Annotated in this window: 16 protein-coding genes and 6 pseudogenes; 14 read left to right on the top strand and 8 right to left on the bottom strand. The window is 59.5% G+C overall.

The features are described 5' to 3' along the window. Positions 1-322: 322 nt before the first annotated feature. The 8 genes and pseudogenes from WGT02_RS37215 to WGT02_RS37250 all read right to left on the bottom strand — a co-directional run. Positions 323-670: pseudogene (locus WGT02_RS37215) on the bottom strand (two pore domain potassium channel family protein); the annotation flags it as partial. 11 nt (positions 671-681) lie between these two features. Next, positions 682-1,632, bottom strand: a pseudogene (locus WGT02_RS37220) (IS630 family transposase). A gap of 289 nt (positions 1,633-1,921) precedes the next feature. Continuing rightward, positions 1,922-2,731, bottom strand: a complete 810-nt coding sequence (locus tag WGT02_RS37225; protein WP_029710233.1) for a hypothetical protein — start codon at positions 2,729-2,731, stop codon at positions 1,922-1,924. Between the two features lie 827 nt (positions 2,732-3,558). Further along, a complete protein-coding gene (locus tag WGT02_RS37230; protein WP_208245598.1) occupies positions 3,559-4,293 on the bottom strand; it encodes a DUF4405 domain-containing protein in 735 nt (244 codons plus the stop codon). Next, complete coding sequence (locus tag WGT02_RS37235; protein ID WP_208245597.1) at positions 4,290-4,763, bottom strand: cytochrome P460 family protein; 474 nt, start codon at positions 4,761-4,763, stop codon at positions 4,290-4,292. Before WGT02_RS37235 ends, WGT02_RS37230 begins: the two co-directional genes overlap by 4 nt. After that, positions 4,760-5,185 carry a carboxymuconolactone decarboxylase family protein gene (locus WGT02_RS37240; protein WP_375680026.1) on the bottom strand — a complete coding sequence of 142 codons (426 nt, stop codon included), beginning with the start codon at positions 5,183-5,185 and terminating at the stop codon, positions 4,760-4,762. Before WGT02_RS37240 ends, WGT02_RS37235 begins: the two co-directional genes overlap by 4 nt. A gap of 17 nt (positions 5,186-5,202) precedes the next feature. Continuing rightward, the gene (locus WGT02_RS37245) at positions 5,203-6,288 is read right to left on the bottom strand and encodes an alpha/beta fold hydrolase (RefSeq protein WP_208245596.1); all 1,086 of its coding nucleotides are present in this window, start codon (positions 6,286-6,288) and stop codon (positions 5,203-5,205) included. A gap of 122 nt (positions 6,289-6,410) precedes the next feature. Further along, positions 6,411-7,304 carry a LysR family transcriptional regulator gene (locus WGT02_RS37250; RefSeq protein ID WP_024316680.1) on the bottom strand — a complete coding sequence of 298 codons (894 nt, stop codon included), beginning with the start codon at positions 7,302-7,304 and terminating at the stop codon, positions 6,411-6,413. Between the two features lie 111 nt (positions 7,305-7,415). Here WGT02_RS37250 and WGT02_RS37255 point away from each other — a divergent pair, with 111 nt between their 5' ends. From WGT02_RS37255 to WGT02_RS37320, 14 genes and pseudogenes are all read left to right on the top strand, one after another. Beyond that, positions 7,416-8,570, top strand: coding sequence for an aldo/keto reductase (locus WGT02_RS37255; RefSeq protein ID WP_208245595.1), 1,155 nt, complete (start codon positions 7,416-7,418; stop codon positions 8,568-8,570). Positions 8,571-8,632: 62 nt separating this feature from the next. Continuing rightward, positions 8,633-9,334, top strand: a complete 702-nt coding sequence (locus WGT02_RS37260; protein ID WP_024316682.1) for an SDR family NAD(P)-dependent oxidoreductase — start codon at positions 8,633-8,635, stop codon at positions 9,332-9,334. Then, the gene (locus WGT02_RS37265; RefSeq protein ID WP_208245593.1) at positions 9,321-10,316 is read left to right on the top strand and encodes an aldo/keto reductase; all 996 of its coding nucleotides are present in this window, start codon (positions 9,321-9,323) and stop codon (positions 10,314-10,316) included. The genes WGT02_RS37260 and WGT02_RS37265 overlap by 14 nt, the downstream gene beginning before the upstream one ends. Positions 10,317-10,711: 395 nt before the next feature. Further along, complete coding sequence (gene paoA / locus WGT02_RS37270) at positions 10,712-11,350, top strand: aldehyde dehydrogenase iron-sulfur subunit PaoA (RefSeq protein ID WP_208245592.1); 639 nt, start codon at positions 10,712-10,714, stop codon at positions 11,348-11,350. Continuing rightward, positions 11,347-12,296 (top strand): annotated as a pseudogene (locus WGT02_RS37275) (FAD binding domain-containing protein). The gene paoA and the pseudogene WGT02_RS37275 overlap by 4 nt, the downstream one beginning before the upstream one ends. A 3-nt stretch (positions 12,297-12,299) precedes the next feature. Beyond that, complete coding sequence (gene paoC / locus WGT02_RS37280; RefSeq protein WP_208245591.1) at positions 12,300-14,492, top strand: aldehyde oxidoreductase molybdenum-binding subunit PaoC; 2,193 nt, start codon at positions 12,300-12,302, stop codon at positions 14,490-14,492. Positions 14,493-14,514: 22 nt separating this feature from the next. Then, positions 14,515-14,768: pseudogene (locus WGT02_RS37285) on the top strand (plasmid stabilization protein). Beyond that, positions 14,765-15,091 (top strand): annotated as a pseudogene (locus WGT02_RS37290) (PIN domain-containing protein); the annotation flags it as partial. The pseudogenes WGT02_RS37285 and WGT02_RS37290, both read left to right, overlap by 4 nt. Next, positions 15,039-15,361, top strand: a pseudogene (locus tag WGT02_RS37295) (transposase); the annotation flags it as partial. The pseudogenes WGT02_RS37290 and WGT02_RS37295, both read left to right, overlap by 53 nt. A gap of 539 nt (positions 15,362-15,900) precedes the next feature. Then, positions 15,901-16,134, top strand: coding sequence for a type IV secretory system conjugative DNA transfer family protein (locus WGT02_RS37300; protein WP_263623184.1), 234 nt, complete (start codon positions 15,901-15,903; stop codon positions 16,132-16,134). Positions 16,135-16,181: 47 nt separating this feature from the next. Continuing rightward, on the top strand, positions 16,182-16,331 hold the full coding sequence (locus WGT02_RS37305) for a TraM recognition domain-containing protein (protein WP_341353348.1): 150 nt from the start codon (positions 16,182-16,184) through the stop codon (positions 16,329-16,331). Next, complete coding sequence (locus tag WGT02_RS37310) at positions 16,328-16,549, top strand: hypothetical protein (RefSeq protein ID WP_225040521.1); 222 nt, start codon at positions 16,328-16,330, stop codon at positions 16,547-16,549. The genes WGT02_RS37305 and WGT02_RS37310 overlap by 4 nt, the downstream gene beginning before the upstream one ends. A 230-nt stretch (positions 16,550-16,779) precedes the next feature. Further along, a complete protein-coding gene (locus WGT02_RS37315) occupies positions 16,780-17,010 on the top strand; it encodes a helix-turn-helix transcriptional regulator (RefSeq protein WP_018859659.1) in 231 nt (76 codons plus the stop codon). Continuing rightward, positions 17,007-18,269, top strand: coding sequence for a type II toxin-antitoxin system HipA family toxin (locus tag WGT02_RS37320; protein ID WP_208245590.1), 1,263 nt, complete (start codon positions 17,007-17,009; stop codon positions 18,267-18,269). Before WGT02_RS37315 ends, WGT02_RS37320 begins: the two co-directional genes overlap by 4 nt. The last annotated feature ends 70 nt before the right edge of the window (positions 18,270-18,339 follow it).

Genomic DNA, 18,339 nt, shown 5'->3' on the forward strand with positions numbered 1-18,339 from the left:
CCCAGCCTCAAGGGGGCGAGATCATCCCGGAATCCGGGGGCGCAATCATCTCGGAACAAAGGGGCGGCTTCATCGGAATCGGCAGGTACGTGCAGAGCAGGACGATCATAGCGCCCAACACCGTGCGGGTTTTCGTGCGATGACGCATTGGATTTCGCCCACCCTGAAGGTCTCTGGAGGAACGATACGACAAAAATGTTCAGGAAAATATCCAGAAAGTAGTGGGCGGCTTAAGCACTTTGGGTGGCCGTCAAGCGGAGCAGGGTGGGGCGTGAGAGGTCACGCTGCCACCAGCAGAGTGCTTTCTGAAATCCCGCCGAGTTCAAGGTCCGGGATCTTTCAAACCTTTCTTGGCGCGGCCTCTGTCGAGCTTGCCGAATTCGGTCATGATGCTCACCAGAACGCTGCCCGTCCATCCGAATGTAAACAGGCCCGACATCGCCATGATCGGTCCGATCAGACGCCATCCGTCCGGCAGACGGACAGCGCCTTCTCCAAGCGTCGTATAGCTCTCCAAGACGAAGTAGTAGCTGTCTCGCATTGAAGGGATCAGCCCCATCAGCGATATGGGGGCGGCCCAAAGGAAGGTTTCCACAAAATGAAGGACTGCCAGCGAACCGATTGTGAATGCAAGCAAAAGATTGATCCGCCAATGCGGTGTGACGTTAGAGCGCCGTACCTTTAATCGAACCCATAGCCTGCGGCTGTAAAATAGTTTCGACATTCTTGGCTGTTGAAGAGGTTGCAGATGGATCCGAGCGCATTTGAGAGTGCGTCAAACGTGCGAGCGGCGGCGGCTCGGAGATGGGCCTTAATTTTGGCGAAGGCCATTTCGATCGGGTTCAAATCTGGCGAATAAGACGGCAGAAACAGGAGCCACGCACCAACTTCCTTGAGGCAGGCTTTGGCTTTATCGCTCTTGTGAACGCGAAGATTATCCAGGATGACGACATTGCCTGGTTCGAGTGTCGGCGCAAGCTGGGTCTCGATGTAGGTGTCGAAGATTTCCCGGTTCATCGGCCTGTCAATAATCCAGGGCGCAGTAAGACCGAAACAGCGCAAGCCTGCAATGAATGTCTGTGTCCCCCAGTGGCCAAAGGGCGCATCCGTGATGAGACGCTCGCCGCGCGGGGAGCGCCCACGCAGTCTCACCATCTTTGTGTTCACCGAGGTTTCGTCCAAGAAAACAAGTCGATGCGGTTCAAATCGCATCCGGGGTTGGCGTTTCGAAATCCAGACATCACGATCCTTTCGGATATCAGCGCGAGCGCGTTCCGACGCCATTATCTGTTTTTTTATATGTGTATCCCTGCGTTATCAAAAACCGGACGATGGTGGAATAACCAATCCATGTTCATCCTCAAGGCGACGGGCAAGCTCTGGCATGGTGATATCCGGTTTGCCTTCGACCTGTGCGACCAGGAAATCGCGAAACGCCGACAGTTTCCCTGCACCTGGTGGCCTTCCTTGACGCGCGGGGGTTATCAGCCCAGTCCGCTCCCGGCGTTGCAGCAGCTTGATCGCACTGCTGTCGCTGATTGCGAAATGACGGGCAGCGGCTCGCCGTGATTGGCCGCTAGCGACCATGGAAACAACACGCTGACGAAGATCAACAGAATGAGATTTACCCATGTGATTCACCTCCAACCGCAGTGAATCACACCAATACCCTCGTGAAAACCCCACTCGATTCTCAATTCAAGTGCGATGCTCTAGTCACACGGACCCAGGATTTGCTGAAACGCTGGTTGATTGCGCGGATGCCGACACCGTGTACGATGATAATCGCAATCACCATCAAGGTTCCAAGCGCAATCTCAAGAAGCGGATCGGGAGGTGACAGTTGATCCAATCGAATCCCTCAGAAGCAATGGCAGCACGCCGTAACTCGTCTTCCTGGAGCGGATATCGCGAAAGTCTCTTATTTCGGGAACAAGAACGTGACCACTGCCCGAACTCCCCAGCCGTCCGGCCCGTTTTCGGGCGAACTTGCCCAGTAACGCGCGCCGACGCCAAAGCTCACGGGCTGTTCGCCGAACTTCACCACCTTGGAGACCTGGAAGTTGATCGGGACCGACCAGTCATTGGTTTCCCAGTCGTATGTGCTCTCGGTATTCAATGAGAAGGTCCAGGCCTCCGGCGTCGTGTAAGAGATGAAGGGTTGCAGGTATGTCGAACTGACGTCCGCCCGGTCGCTCTGTCCGGCGAACGACCACAAATGGTTCGCCAGTATACCGAAGGTCCATGGCCCGTCTTGCTTGAGAGCCACGCCGGTTGGACCCGCGGCCCACTTTCCGCTTCCGAGGAACTCGTCGGTTGCTGTGGGAACCAGGAACGCCGGGCCGACGCCCCAGATAATTCCATTTTCGGTTGGCTTGGCTGGCGACAGGAAGAAACTCTGTAGCGTGTCACCGAGCCCGAACTGCTCTCCTGACGGGCCAGCGATGTCGTCTTGCCACGTCACAGGCAGGATCGTTCGGGAAATGAGGTTCCAGTCTTCATTGAGCGCGAATGGAATTACCGGCTGAATGTTCACGACGGTATGATCGCCGTCTTGCGGTCCGTAGCCTTGATCGTAGTTGAATTGAAACGGAACGCTGATCAGCGAGGCAATTGGGTTTGAGAGCTTCTTTGCTAGCTCCTCGCTGGATTGGGCGTGCACCGATGCGGCAATGGACGTCAGAAGAATGGCGTAACTGAAGAGTTTGAGCGAACCTGATGCCACAGTCATGCTCCTACCTGCACGTAGGTTTTAAGAAACCGGCGGAGCCGTGCAGGACCCCCCAGGTTGCATGCTGTAAACACGATGGGAGAGTCCGCATATCGGCGCAAGTGCATGGCGGCAACACATGCCGCAAAAGAGCCGGCCCGCAAGCTGAGGCAACCGAGTGGTGGCACCGCGCCAAAAGGCAATGCCTCATGGGCATCGGAAACGACGAGAGCTAGTAGAAGTTGTTACCGGTGCCGCGAACCGGGCCAATCCCTGCCGGGCTTGCGTAGGTTGAGTTTTCTGAGCTGGTGGTTGTACACCCTGAAAGGGTCAAAAGAGCGCTATTGCTGCGGCGGCCAAAAATGTTTCAGAGGCATGGCATTGTCCTGTCATCGAGCCTGCCCAGGCCTCAACGGCCAGAGCCCGAATACTTCCTCAAATCATCGCCAATGGCAAGCGGACGGCAGCCAAATCGGGGCCGTTGCCTCGACGATGTCGAGGACGGAGGCGGGAAAATCGTTTCGCAGCAAGCACAGCAGACGCCACGTTCAGGAGAGCGAACAGTCGAGCACCTGCTGATGTCGACCCTGATGCTCCTTGGGGCTCACTGGCTCTGGATTATCCTTTGCAGGGCCCTTCGTCTTCGACGCCAAGGCGAAAGGCTCGCTGAGCTTCTAACATCCGGTCGCGCACGCCGGCATGCGACGGCGCCATGCAGCTACATGCCGGGCGAACAGCGAGTGCGCACGGGCGTGCATAGTGATGGACATGGTGCGCGCGTCTTCCGCGCGCAAAAAATGGACGCTGTGCGTTGATGGGAGGAGGCCGGCCCGCCAGGCTCCGTCAACTCAGCAGCGATCGCGTTCCTCAAAGCGTTCAATGTGTTCACGACGTGATGCCGACGACGGACAAATCAGGCGCTCCCGACCTTTGAAGGGTCGCGATCCGTAGTAAACCAGGGCGGCGACGAGTGTGACGATGGACCCGTAATTCAAAAAGAAGCCAAGTGTAGACTCGTTGAAGTCCCATAGGTCGAGTGTGTAGGTGAGCATCAGCTTCGAGCCGAAGGCCATCTCGAACGTGCTTTTGATCCCGAGGACTGCAACCACGCCGACGCCAATTCTGATCAGGAGCATCCGCACCGCATTGGTGCCGGTTATACCCAGCGTTCTGCGAGAGACCATCATCACGACCGGCCAACGGAACCCAAGGTGCATGGCGACTATCAGAACGATCCAGTAGGCGGCGAACAGATGTATTTCCCGCACGCCGAACGCCCCGTCGAGCGAGGCGAACGCGAAGACGTCGCGGGATATCAAGATGCTGGTGACGAGCATCATGGTCATCGTGATCACAAGCCCGATGATCGTCGCGGTGTTCAGGATCCGCATTGCGTTGTAACGGCCGCGGAAAGCGACGCCATACCAGCGGCGGTTGATGACGATATGGATAGCCGCCAGCAAGAACATGGCGGTGCCGAAAATCTCGTGGGCCAGATTGTCGAGCCACCAGTAGGCCAGACACGCCACAAGAAGTCCGACGGATACGACGTGGAGAAACAGACGAGCGGGAAACGGGATCATTCGAATTCGAAGCGCCGCATATCGCTGTGGGTGTAGAGGAAGTCCCGGTCAGATCGCGCGTCATGACATGATTGGCAGCGGGCCGTATTCTCGGCCAGGTTGATCGTCTTGTCGGGCTTGAACCACTGGAACTGCCAGTCTCCGGTGCGCCGGCTTTCGTCATAGTCGGCACCAAAGCCTTCGCCCTTCTCCATGACGAAGTACCGAAAGACTTCGCCGTCACGGTAGTCCACGAGCACCACATGAGTGTCGGGCGGGACGGGCTGGCCATTCTTGACCGCCTCGATCGCCTCGCGCGATGTCATGATGTGTTCGGTGACTTCGCCGCGGGTGACGGTCGTATAGTGGATCAGCTTGTCGATGTCTGGAAACGTCGTGCGGTTCTGTTCTGCATGAACCTGCCAGCCGACAAGCGCGACGGCGCAGCCAGACAGGAACGCGCCCACGATAACGCCTGCGACCTTCGTCATTCCGGATTTCTCCCGAATACTTCCTTGGCGACGCCGACCGCCGTGACGGCATTCGGCCAGCCGCCGTAGAAGGCGAGGTGGGTGATGGTCTCGCTCAGCTCTTCCTTGGTAACGCCGTTCTGAAGTGCAATGGCAAGGTGCGAGCGAAGCTGATCCGGCCGGTTCATGGCGATCAGCGCTGCCACGGTAATAAGGCTGCGATCGCGCTTCGAAAGCTCCAGACGTTCCCAAATGTCGCCATAGAGGATATTGTCGGTGAGTTCCGCAAGCTTCGGCGCGGTATCTCCCATCAGTTGCTGGGCTCTGGATTGCTTGGTCATGTCATCGCCTTTCGCCAAGGACTGGGCACACACCGCCCCTGGCAGCGCTGCGAGCACGATGCCGACCGTCAGAAGTATGTTCGCGATCAGGTGTTTCATCAGTTTTCTCCGCTCTGTGGTCAGTCGAGCTTCTGCTCGGCAAGAAACTTCGACACCTGGTCGGCGATCTCGATGTTGTTCAGATCGGAGAACAAGAAGTGGGTGTTGCCGCGGATGCCGATCTCCGGCAAATGGACGAGCTTGGCGTCGCCGCCGTGCTTATTGATGGCGGCAACCCAGAGCTTCGCCATCGCCAGTCTCACACGCCAGTTGTCCTGTCCACGTTCGCTGGTTGGTTCGACGGGGAAGTTGTCTCCGTAGTAGATGACGATCGGAATACGCGTCAGCTTTTCGAACTCTTGGACGGGAACGACTTCCGCTGGCAGAGTGCCCGCCGCGCTCGGCATCGGCTCGGGCACTTCACCGTCTGGAAAGATGAAGCCGCTTCCCGGCTCGAATGCGACGATCCCTTTTACGTTCGGGTTCTTGATAGCGGTAAGCCATCCGGGCCCGCCTCCCTGCGAATGCGTGAATAGGATCGCCGGACCGGTTCGATCGAGAAGCGCTGACATGGCCTGCGAGATGACGCCGGGATCATAAGGACCAGTGTTCGGCGTCACTGAGGTCAGGAATTGTGTCAGCGTATTCGGATCGCGATCGAACTGGACGTTGTCGTAGTATTTCGGCCAAACGCCAATCCGGAACTGGTCGAAGAAGAGCTGGTCGTATGGGGTGGGTTCAATGGCAGCGGCGACGGTGCTGTTGCCGGCACGGCCCCGCCGCGGCTGGTCGACGACGTAGACTGGGAAACCGCGGCGGAGAAAGATCGTCTGGAATCCCTCCCGCCCGTCGGGCGTCGTTTCCCAGCTCCGGCCCGACTGGAAGGCGCCGTGGAGCATCACGATCGGCAGCGGTCTCGGGTTCTGTGGGATCTGGAAGAAGGCGTAGAGATGATCGCCATGGATGCTCTGGCCCTGCGAGGTCGGAGCTTTGTTGTTGAAAGTACCGGGCGTGGTGACGGCCTTACCTCCGGCTGAGAAACTGCCCTGTTCCTCGATGACAATGGCTTCGGGCTTGGGTGCCGTTTGCGCGGACGCAACTGCGGCGATTCCGAAATGGCTCAAGGCTAGTAGAAAAAATGCTGCATTCCGTAGCGAGATATTCATGTCGTCCTTCCCCTGGCGCTGACACAAGGAAAGATACGCGAGGGCTCATCTAGTGATTAGATGCCTTGATCCGCATGAAGCCATTAGCTGTCCTTATCAATCACATCGAAGTGAACGCGCTTTTATGTGCGGTACCGGAGAGCCTCGACGACGAGGGCGAAAGCCGGCGAGGGATGCCTCCGGTTCGGATAGTAAAGATGATAGCCCGCAAACGGCGGGCACCAGTCCTCCAGCACCCTGATCAGTTCGCCCTTGTCCAAAAGCTGGTGCACCTGATCCTCTGGCATGTAGGCCAGCCCCAATCCTCTAAGAGCCGCCTCCCGTCTCATTGCCAGGTTGTTGAAGACGAGCTGTCCCTCGACGCGGACGCGGAGCTCCCGTCCGTCCTTCTCGAACTCCCAGGCGAAGATGTTGTCGTACGTCGGCAGCCGCATGTTGATGCAGTTATGGGCGGTCAAATCCTGTGGTGTCTCCGGCCAAAGGTGCTGACGGAAGTAGGCGGGCGACCCCACAACCGCCATTCTGACTTCGGGGCTGATCGGAACCGCAATCATGTCCTTCGCGACCTGCTCGCCTAGACGGACGCCGGCGTCGAAGCGCTCGGCGACAATGTCTGTGAGCCCGTAGTCGACGATGATCTCGACCTTTACGTCGGGATTGTCCGGCAGGAACTTCTCGAGAGCAGATGCAAGAACGGACACCGCAGCATGCTCTCCCGCGGTAATGCGGACGGTACCCGTCGGCCGGTCCCGCATCTCGCTCAGTGCCGCGAGCTCGGCTTGGATCTCTTCGAAACGCGGCCCCGCCGTCTGCAGCAGCCGTTCGCCGGCTGCGGTGGGCGAAACCCGACGCGTCGTTCTTGTCAGCAGTCTCATGCCCAGCCGCTCCTCGAGACCTCGGATCGTTTGGCTGAGGGCCGACTGCGAAACGCCGAGCTTGGCGGCGGCCTTCGTGAAGCTTTCCTCGCGGGCAACGGTGACGAAGGCGGCAAGGTCATTGAAATTCTCGTTCGGCATTCATTAGTCCTGCTTATAGGGGAATGCGGATTATAGCGTCTAATCGAGCGATCAAGCGAGGGCTATATTCGGAGCGAGAACAACTCCGTACCTCCGTGAAAGGATTTCCAGATGGCAGATCAGCAGAAGATGACATTGGGCCGTCGACGCTTCCTGGGAGCGGCGGGATCGCTCGCAGCCACCCCGCTTCTGGAAGCGGGCCTATCTCCTGCCCTGGCGCAGTCGACATCGACCGCCGGTTCATCTGCCAACGTGCTTGGGCGACGAAAGCTCGGATCGCTCGAGGTCTCCAGCGTCGGCCTCGGCGTGCAGAACGTGAGCCGCACCTACCAGACGACCATCCCCAACCGTGCGGAGATGATCGGCATCATCAGGGCAGCACACGAGCGTGGCGTCACGTTCTACGACGCCGCGGAAGCCTACGGACCGCATGAGGTCGAGCGGATCCTGGGTGAAGGCGTGCAGCCGTTCCGAAACCAGATCGTCGTCGCCTCCAAGTTTGGCTGGAACATCGACCTGGAGACCGGCAAGCGGCTGCCGGGGCTCAACAGCCGTCCAGAGCACGTGAAGCTCGCCGTCGAGGGCATGCTCAAGCGTTTGCGGACTGACCATATCGATCTTCTCTACCAGCATCGCGTCGACCCGCAGGTTCCGATCGAGGACGTCGCGGGCGCAGTCAAGGAACTCGTGACGCAGGGCAAGGTTCTGCACTGGGGGCTGTCCGAGATGGGTCTCAACACCGTACGCCGCGCACACGCCGAGTTGCCGCTTACAGCAGTCCAGAACGAGTATTCGATGCTGTGGCGAGGCCCCGAGGAGGCCGTCATTCCACTCTGCGAGGAACTCGGCATCGGTTTCGTTCCATGGAGCCCGCTGGGCGTCGGTTTCCTGACGGGTGCCATCGACGAACGGACAAGATTTGCCGAAGGAGACATACGCGGCGTCGAGGCGCGGTTCTCGTCAGAAAATGTGCCGAACAATCTGGCCCTGGTCGCTCTAGTGAAGACCTGGGCTGATCGCAAGAAAGCGACGCCCGCCCAGATCGCGTTGGCGTGGCTCATGGCCCAGAAGCCATGGATCGTACCGATCCCCGGGACCACGCAGATGGCGCACATGCTTGAAAACATCGGCGTAGCCTCCATCCACTTCGAGTCCGACGAGGTCGCGGAGCTGAACAAGGCCGTCGCGGCCATTCAGATAAACGGCGCGCGGCTCCCTGACCAAGTCCTGGTCTATTCTGGCGTGGAAGCGCCACCGCGAACCTGACCGTTTGGGGCACGGGGTACTCGTGACCATTGGGCGGACAGCACCACACGAAAGGAATGACGATGACCACATGGACGATTACCGGCTGCTCGACTGGACTGGGAAGAAGCCTCGCTGAAGCCGTTCTCGCGGCGGGACACAACGCAGTCGTAACGGCACGCGACGTGGCGAAGGTGCAGGACCTTGCGGCGGCGTTCCCCGACACGGCTCTCGCAGCCCCCCTCGACGTCACGGACAAGGAGCAGGTGGCCAGGGTTGCTGCTCAGGCGCAGGACCACTTCGGCTCCGTCGACGTTCTCGTCAACAATGCGGGCTACCGGGCCGCGGTCGAGGAGGGCGACGACAAGGAGGTCGAGGATCTGTTTGCCACCAACTTCTTCGGAACCGTCTCGATGATCAAGGCGGTTGTTCCGGGCATGCGTTCCAGGCGCAGCGGAACCATTTTCAACGTATCCTCGATCGCAGGCCGGCTGGCCGCGCCCGGCTCCGGCTACTGCGCGGCGAGCAAGAACGACAAGACCCACGGTCGTCAGCCGGGCGATCCGAGAAGGGCGGCAACCGCGCTTCTCGAGCTGGTCGGAAAGTCGGAACTCCCAGCCCGGTTTCTGCTGGGCAGCGACGCCGTCAAGATCGTCGGAAACGAACTCGACAGCCAGCGGCGAGAGATCGACGCCTGGAAGGAACTCAGCGTCAGCTCGGACTTCCAGTCCGGCGAACGCGGACGCGACGAACAAGCAAAGGGAAACGAAAATGCAGAAGCGTAAACTTGGAACTTCCGGCCTGGAAGTATCGGCCCTCGGCCTCGGATGCATGGGAATGACCGGGGTGTATGGAGCAGCCGGCGACACGAGCGAGATGATCAAGCTGCTCCGCGATGCCTTTAACAGGGGGATCACGCACTTCGACACGGCCGAAGCCTACGGACCGTTCGCGAACGAGTCGTTGCTCGGCGAGGGCCTGCAGCCCATTCGCGACCAGATCACGATCGCGACTAAGTTCGGCTTTGACATCGATTTGGAGACTGGAGCGCGCACCGGTGGCACCAACAGCCGCCCGGAGCACATCAAGGCCGTGGCGGATGCCGCGTTAAACCGTCTGAAGACCGATCGCATCGACCTCTTCTATCAGCACCGCGTCGATCTGAACGTGCCGATCGAGGACGTAGCAGGCGCCGTGAAGGATCTGATCGCGCAAGGCAAGGTCAAGCACTTCGGCCTGTCGGAAGCCGGCGTCCAGACCATCCGCCGTGCTCATGCTGTCCAGCCCGTCACCGCGGTCCAAAGCGAGTACTCGCTGTTCTGGCGCGAGCCGGAGAAGGAGCTCCTGCCGGTGCTCGAGGAGTTCGGGATCGGCTTCGTGCCGTTCAGCCCGCTTGGCGCTGGCTTTCTGACTGGCAAGATCGACGAGAGCACCAAGTTCGAAGAGGGCGACTTCCGCAATATGGTGCCGCGTTTCTCGACCGAGGCCCGCAAGGCGAACCTTGAGCTCGTGTCGGTTATCAAGGCGGTCGCGGAACGGAAGCGGGCGACCCCTGCCCAGGTCGCCCTTGCATGGCTGCTGGCGCAGAAGCCGTGGATCGTTCCTATCCCTGGCACGACGAAGCTACATCGTCTTGAGGAAAACATCGGCGGCGCGGAACTCCCAATGACGGCCGATGATCTCGCCGAGATCGACCGCGAGGCGTCGAAAGTCGACATCCAGGGTGAGCGGCTTCCTGAGGCTGTTCTCAAGATGACCGGCCACTAGGGGCATGAGCTCAGCGTTCGGCGCGGCCGCCGTTTTATTGTCGTAGAGGACGGCGGTCAGGGTTAGATCGTCGAACGCAATTCTGCCTGACGTTGCTTGCTTCTCGGCTTGCGGGATCGCCTCCCTGCTGCGCCTTGAGCGCAGAGGGAAGGGTGGCCGGTGCCGTAGCACCGAGGACTGCCCGACGCGTGAAATTCGTAGATCTCAGCGTTATGCCCGCCCGCCTCAGACCGCAGAAACCCAGCCCGATGTCGGTCACTCATGAGCGTGATCGATAACTGCATGCAGTAAAAGCACCCTAAACAAATTTTCCGGCGCCCTACCTTTGCAAGTTGGCATCAAGCCCATCGGGCCTGATGCCTCCGTCCAACGAATAAAACGAAGTGGAGATGGACATGCAAAACCCTGCCCAACTGGAACTTTCCCGTCGCGACCTGCTTATCTCGTCGGCCGCGACGATCGCGGTTACTGGGACCGTCGCCAAAGGCGCGGCGGCGCAATCCGCAGGGAGAACAATGGATTACACGACGAAGGTAACCTTCATGGTCAACGGCGAGGAACGCGATCTCGACGTCGACAACAGAACCACGCTGCTCGACGCGCTGCGCGAACATCTCCACCTCACCGGCACCAAGAAGGGCTGCGATCACGGCCAATGCGGCGCGTGCACGGTCATCGTCGACGGACGGCGGATCAACTCCTGCCTGACGCTGGCCGTCATGCACGAGGGCGACGAGATCACGACGATCGAAGGCCTCGGAAGGCCCGGCGAACTCCATCCAATGCAGGCCGCCTTCGTCAAACACGACGGCTTCCAGTGCGGCTACTGCACGCCCGGTCAGATCTGTTCCTCCCTGGCGGTGCTCGACGAGATCAAGTCGAACATTCCCAGCCACGTCACCGGCGATTTGAACAGCCCGGCGCAGTTGACTGCAGCCGAAGTGCGCGAACGCATGAGCGGCAACATCTGTCGTTGCGGGGCCTACTCCAACATTCTCGACGCCATTTCGGAAGTCGCGGGGATCAAAGCATGAAAGCCTTTACCTACGAACGGGCCTCATCTGTCGAGGCCGCGGCCAAGGCGGTCGCATCCAACCCTGAAGCAAAGTTCATCGCCGGCGGCACGAACCTGCTCGATCTCATGAAGCTTGAGATCGAGGCGCCGACGCACCTGATCGACGTGAACGGTCTTAGTCTCGACAAGATCGAAATCACTCCCGAGGGCGGACTGCGTATCGGCGCTCTCGTGAGGAATACGGATCTCGCAGCGCACGAAGTCGTCCGTCGCGACTACGGACTTCTATCACGAGCGCTCGTGGCCGGTGCCTCGGGGCAGCTACGGAACAAGGCGACGACGGCAGGAAACCTTCTGCAGCGGACGCGCTGTCCGTACTTCTACGACACCAATCAGCCATGCAACAAGCGCCAGCCGGGCAGCGGCTGTTCGGCCATCGGTGGCTTCTCCCGCCAGCATGCTGTCGTCGGTGGCAGCGATGCTTGCATCGCCACCCATCCAAGCGACATGGCAATCGCCATGCGGGTTCTCGATGCGACCGTCGAGACGGTAAAGGCAGACGGAAGCGAGCGCTCGATCCCAATTGCTGACTTTTATCGTCTGCCCGGCGACACGCCGCATATCGAGACCGTCCTCGAGCGTGGCGAGTTCATCACCGCCGTCATGCTGCCGCCGCCGATCGGTGGGAAGCACATTTACCGCAAGGTTCGCGACCGCGCCTCCTACGCCTTCGCGCTCGTCTCGGTCGGAGCCGTCATCCAGCCCGACGGAACGGGACATGTCGCGGTCGGTGGCGTCGCACACAAGCCCTGGCGGGTCGAGGCGGCCGAAGCCGAGCTTCCGAAAGGTGCTCAGGCTGTCGCAGGCGCCATCCTCGCCGACGCCCATCCCACGGAGCAGAACCGTTTCAAAGTCGAGCTGGTCAAGCGCCGCTCGGCGCCGTTCTTTCAGAAGCAAGGGGTTGAGCCATGAAGTTTGATAGGCCAGCAACCACCAATCCGATCGACCGGCCGAAGGTCGTCGGCCAACCGATCCACCGCATCGACGGGCAGCTCAAGACGACCGGACGGGCGATGTACGCCTACGAGTGGCATGACCCCAATATGCCATACGCCTACGGCTATCCCGTCGGTTCGGCCATCGCCAAGGGCCGGATAAAATCGATGGACGTCTCCGCCGCCAAGATGGCGGCAGGCGTCCTCGCCGTTGTCACGACCCTCGACGTCGGCGACCGTAAGAAGGGCAAGTTCAACACGGCCAAGCTCTTCGGCGGCGACAAGATCCAGCACTACCACCAGGCGATCGCTGTCGTCGTCGCGGAGACCTTTGAACAGGCTCGCGCGGCAGCTGCCTTGATCAAGGTCGCCTACGCTGAGGAGAAAGGTGCGTTCGACCTCAAGGAAGCACAGGCCTCAGCTAAAAAACCGGACGAGTCTGTGCAGCCGGACTCTGCGGCCGGCGACTTCGAGTCCGCGTTCAAGAGCGCGCCAGTTACCTTCGAGGAAACCTACACCACCCCCGACCAGTCCCACGCGATGATGGAGCCGCACGCTTCCATCGCCGTATGGAACGGCGACGAGGTGACGGTGTGGACTTCGAGCCAGATGATCGACTGGTGGCGCTCCGACCTCGCAACGACGCTCGACGTCGACAAGGAGAAGATCCACCTCATGTCTCCATTCATCGGTGGCGGGTTCGGTGGCAAGCTCTTTCTTCGATCGGACGCTGTCCTCGCAGCGTTCGCTGCCAAGGCCGCCAAGCGACCGGTCAAGGTCGCCCTGCCGCGCCCGTTCATGATGAACAACACGACGCATCGTCCAGCGACGATCCAGCGCATCCGCATCGGCGCGGGGCACGACGGGAAGATTACCGCGATCGCCCACGAAAGCTGGTCGGGCGATCTCGAGGGGGGCCAGCTCGAAACGGCCGTCAACCAGACACGGCTCCTCTACGCCGGAGCCAACCGGATGACGGCCATGCGCCTCGCCACGCTGGACCTTCCCGAAGGCAACGCCATGCGTGCGCCCGGCGAGGCGCCCGGGTTGATGGCGCTGGAGATCGCGATCGACGAGATGGCCGAGAAGGTCGGTATTGATCCGGTCGAGTTCAGGATCGTCAACGACACCCAGGTCGACCCGGAAAAGCCCGAGCGTCCGTTTTCTCATCGAGACCTTGTCGGCTGTCTGAAGCTCGGCGCCGAACGGTTCGGCTGGAGCAACCGGCCCAAGGCCGGATCCCGCCGCGAAGGGAACTGGCTGGTCGGCATGGGCGTCGCCGCGGCCTTCCGCAACAACCTCGTCCTGCCGTCCGGGGCGCGGGTGAAGCTCGACAGGCAGGGCGTCGTGACGGTCGAGACCGACATGACCGACATTGGTACTGGCAGCTATACTATCATTGCGCAGACTGCTGCCGAGATGATGGGTGTGGGGATCGACAAGGTCGCCGTCCAGCTCGGAGACTCCCGGTTCCCCGTGTCGGCCGGATCGGGTGGACAATTCGGTGCGAACTCGTCGACCTCGGGCGTTTATGCCGCTTGCGTAAAGCTGCGCGAGGCCGCGGCCAAGAAACTCGGCTTCAATTCTAAGGACGTTGTCTTCGAGAACGGTGACGTGCGCTCGGGCAATCGTTCGGTTCCGCTCGCCGAAGCCGCGGGGCAGGAAGGGCTCGTCGGAGAGGACACAATAACATGGGGCGACCTTACGGAAACCCACCAACAGTCGACCTTCGGCGCGCACTTCATTGAGGTCGGCGTCGACGTCGCGACTGGCGAGACGCGCCTCCGGCGGATGCTGGCCGTCTGCGCCGCCGGCCGCATCCTCAATCCAATCACGGCTCGCAGCCAGGTGATCGGAGCCATGACCATGGGAGCCGGCGGCGCCCTGTCGGAAGAACTTGCCGTCGATACCCGGCGCGGCTTCTTCGTCAACCACGACCTCGCCGGCTACGAGGTCGCGGTCCATGCAGACATTCCGCGTCAGGACGTGATTTTCATGGACGAGACAGATCCGATGTCGTCGCCGATGAAAGCGAAAGGTGTCGGCGAGCTAGGCCTTTGCGGCGTCTCCGCGGCGATCGCCAACGCCATCTACAACGCGACAGGCGTCCGCGTCCGACACTATCCGATCACGCTCGACAAACTGATCGAAGGCATGCCTGCCTGACCGCAAACGGACGGCTGTCGGTTTGACGACCGCCGTCCGCCTCACCATTCGAAACCTTTCCGATGAAACACATCGCGCTCTGCGGGTGCGAGCGGCTCACCATGGCCGTAGCACGGAAGCCGAGAGCCGTGATATTCTCGAATCCGCGGTTCATCCGTCGGAGCGAGTGAAGCTCGGTTCTCTTCTCGCGGAAATCGGCCGTGAAGCAGAGCGTTCCAATCGAGACGTTGAAGCTTTGCATCAAAGTCGCCAACTGAACCAATGACTTTCGAATGATCTCGCTGGACATCAATGTGATATACGAGCCATGGGAACCGGCTCCCGATGAGGCGCTAATCGCTTGGCTGGACGCCCAGGTCGTCGAGACATTGTTCCTGTCCGCAATATCAATCGCTGAACTTCGTTTCGGGATTGCTTCTATGCCTGCAGGTAAGCGGCAAACAATCCTTCGCGATCGCCTCGAGGGTGAAGTGCTCCCACTTTGCCGAGCGCATCCTGCCATTCGACGTCCTTACCTCCCAGTTTACTCGGAGCTCATGGCGCGTGCCCGCTGTCCTCAAATCCATTCTCAAGCGCTGGCCTTGGCTCAGACATATCTTCGCCGATGGCGGCTATGCCGGACCGAAGCTGAGGGCGCGCTGCAAAAGATCGCTACGTTTACTCTCCAGATCGTCAAACGAACCGACAAGGCCAAGGGCTTCGAAGTCCTGCCGCGCCGTTGGGTCGTGGAGCGCACCTTCAGGTGGCTCGGCCGATGCCGACGATTGGCCAAGGATTGGGAGAAATCAATCGCTTCGGCTGAAACCTGGATCATCATCGCTCACATCCGCATCCTGACCCGACGCCTCGCAAGATATTACGATTATTGAATTTTTTTCGAGTCCGGTTCTAAGTCTAAGCTAAGAGATTATGGCTGCCTTATCGGCCGATAGATGACCGAGTTTAGCATTCGCGCGTGATGCGGATAATTTTACGAAAGCGAGCGCCCTGATGAAAACAGGGTACCAGCTAATTTTTATGCCAGATATTGGGAAATTCGCGATACCTCGGGCCTTCTGAGCCCCATAGTACGCCTCAGAGGGGATTGCGATATTTCCGAGCGAGTCTTTTTCGATACGTTCAGGATTGTAAAGCGTGGTCACGTGTTATCACCCTTGAAAAATCACGTCCCGCCCCATCGCAGGGAGGCTTGAAGAACTTCATTCCGACGAAACGTCGGGCGTAAACAGCTGCAGTGAAGGGGCACCAAGGCTACTTCAGCCCCGCGCAGACCCCGTGATCAATGGACTGTCCATGAAGACACTCGGCGGAAGTCGCCAGTGTTCGACGATCCCCGGAGAATATATCTCCCCAGAGCGCGATCAAGACGGCGATCAAGAAGGCCTTCGATTGGGCGCGCTCTGATGAAATGCGCAGCTTCCTCGGTGCAACCACATGCCCGCTCGAAAACTTGTTCGAGGGTCGCGCCGACCTCTTCATGGTCGTGCCGCTCGACCAGGTGGACGCCCAGGCCGTCTTTCTCCGATTGCTGACAAACATCATTCTCGGCATGGCCGTGCGCCTTGAAGGCGCGAAGAAGCCGAAAAAGAACGTGCTCCTGGTGCTGGACGAGTTTGTCCGTCTCGGCCGCATGGAAAGCTGATCAACATCGCAAACGTTGCCGCCGGCTGCGGCATCGAAGCGCTGTTTATCACCCAGGACAAGGGTCAGATCGAAAGCGTCTACGGCAAGGGCGACACCGCTAGCATTCTCGGCTCCTGCGTCACCACCCGCATTTTCGGTCTTGGCCGCGCCGAGTTCGAAACCGCCAATTGGGCCGTGAATGCGGTTGGCGATTGACCCGTACCAAGCAATCGTCCGCCAAATTCGGTGAGAGCCGCAAAACCTCCACCGCCGAGCAGCGCCAGAAGCTCATGACGGCCGATCATATCCTGGAAATGAAGACCGGCAAGATGCTGCCGCTGACGGGTTCGAAACCGCCTGCGCTCGTTGACGCGATCGTTTCGCACAGGCATTCGTCATATCGAGGAAAGTTGGACCGGAATCCGATGGTGTGATTTGATCTGCAAGGCTTCCAGTAGGATAGGAACCGCTGCGATTCCCAATCAACGCGGCCATAACTCCCAATCGGCCGAAGTTCCCGGCATCGCATCGGCTCCACCTGAATTTCCCGATCGGGAAATTTTCCGAAATATGGATCACCTGGCGCTGGTTATTTTCCCGATCGGGAAATTTTATTCGACAGGGCGGCTGATATGCTGCTATTTTTCCCGATCGGGAAATAAAGATGGCAAAACAAGTCAGAAGTCCAGCCGATATCGGCGCCCTAGTACGAAGCGCACGCAAGGAGCAAAACTTGCGACAGGACGAGCTTGCCGGGGTCTCTGGAGTTGGCCTCCGGTTCATTGTAGACCTCGAAGCCGGCAAGCCGACAGCTCAGATCGGAAAGGTTTTGCAGGTTCTGCAAACGCTGGGTTGTTCGATTGATATTCTGGCCCCTGGTGAACGTAGAAAATGACGGTAAGGGTTCTCAACGTCTGGTGGGATGGTCGCATTGTCGGGCAATTCACCCAAGATAAGCATGGCGACATCGGCTTCGCCTACACTGAAGCTTGGCTTGATGACGAAAAGACGCTTCCGCTGTCGGCCTCACTTCCGAAGCGTCCAGAGCGTTTTTCTCGCCGTGAATGCCGACCATTTTTCGGGGGCCTGCTGCCCGAAGAAAGCCAGCGTCTTGTTGCGGCGCAGGCGTTGGGTGTTTCACCTGCCAACGACTTCGCGCTTCTTGATCGCTTGGGCGGCGACGTCGCCGGCGCGCTTCAGCTTTTGCCTGAAGATCAGGAACCGATCGGGGCAGGACCGATTGCGGATCACCAAACGACACCTCTGGATGAGGTGGGAATCGTTCGGATATTGGACGCACTTCCGACGCGGCCGCTGCTGGCCGGTCAAGAAGGCTTAAGGCTATCGCTTGCGGGCGCCCAATCAAAAGTTCCAGTTGTTCTAATCGATGGCCAAGTCGCGCTTCCGCTTCCAGGCCAGGCGACTACGCACATCTTGAAGCCACCAATTGCGCGCTTTCCAGGGACCACCGAGAATGAAGCCTTCGTGATGAGGCTTGCTGCCGCAATCGGGCTCGACGTTGCTCCCGTCGAACCGAGGTCCGCGAATGGTCGCCCTTTTCTTTTGGCTGAGCGATACGATCGCTATCGCAACGCTGACGGCGTAGTTCACCGCATTCACCAGGAGGACTTTTGCCAAGCACTCGGTGTGCCACCTGAAACGAAGTATGCAAGCGAGGGCGGCCCGACCTTCAGGGATTGTTTTGAGTTGTTGCGGCGGGTATCTGAGCGGCCGGGCCCAGACATCGCAAAGCTCTTGGATGCTGCGATTTTCAATCTCATTGTCGGAAATGCGGACGCCCACGGCAAGAATTTCTCGATCCTTTATGATAATCGGGGACCGCGAATGGCTCCGCTGTACGATCTGCTATCCACGGTGGCCCATCCAGACCTTTCTCCGAAAATGGCTATGCGGGTCGGAAAACGCGCAACACTTGCAGAAATGGACGCCGCTGGTTGGCAGGCTTTCTCGAAGGAGACGGGTGTTGGCTTACTTTTGGTACGCCGCCGGGTGAAGGAGCTAGCCGATGCCACAGGTGAAGCGATAACCCAATTATCAGAAAAGATATCTCCACTTGCCGCAGATCCAGTGACACTAAATCACGTGGCAGCTTTGATCTCAGACCGTGCCAAACTCGTAGCGCTAAGCATTTAGCTCAACAGCGCCAGCCATCTCCGCCGACCTAACCCAAATATGGAGTTGTAGCGCCGGTCGCAGCGCGCTC

The organism is Rhizobium sp. T1470 (assembly GCF_042140505.1).
Classification (GTDB): Bacteria; Pseudomonadota; Alphaproteobacteria; order Rhizobiales; family Rhizobiaceae; genus Rhizobium; species Rhizobium favelukesii.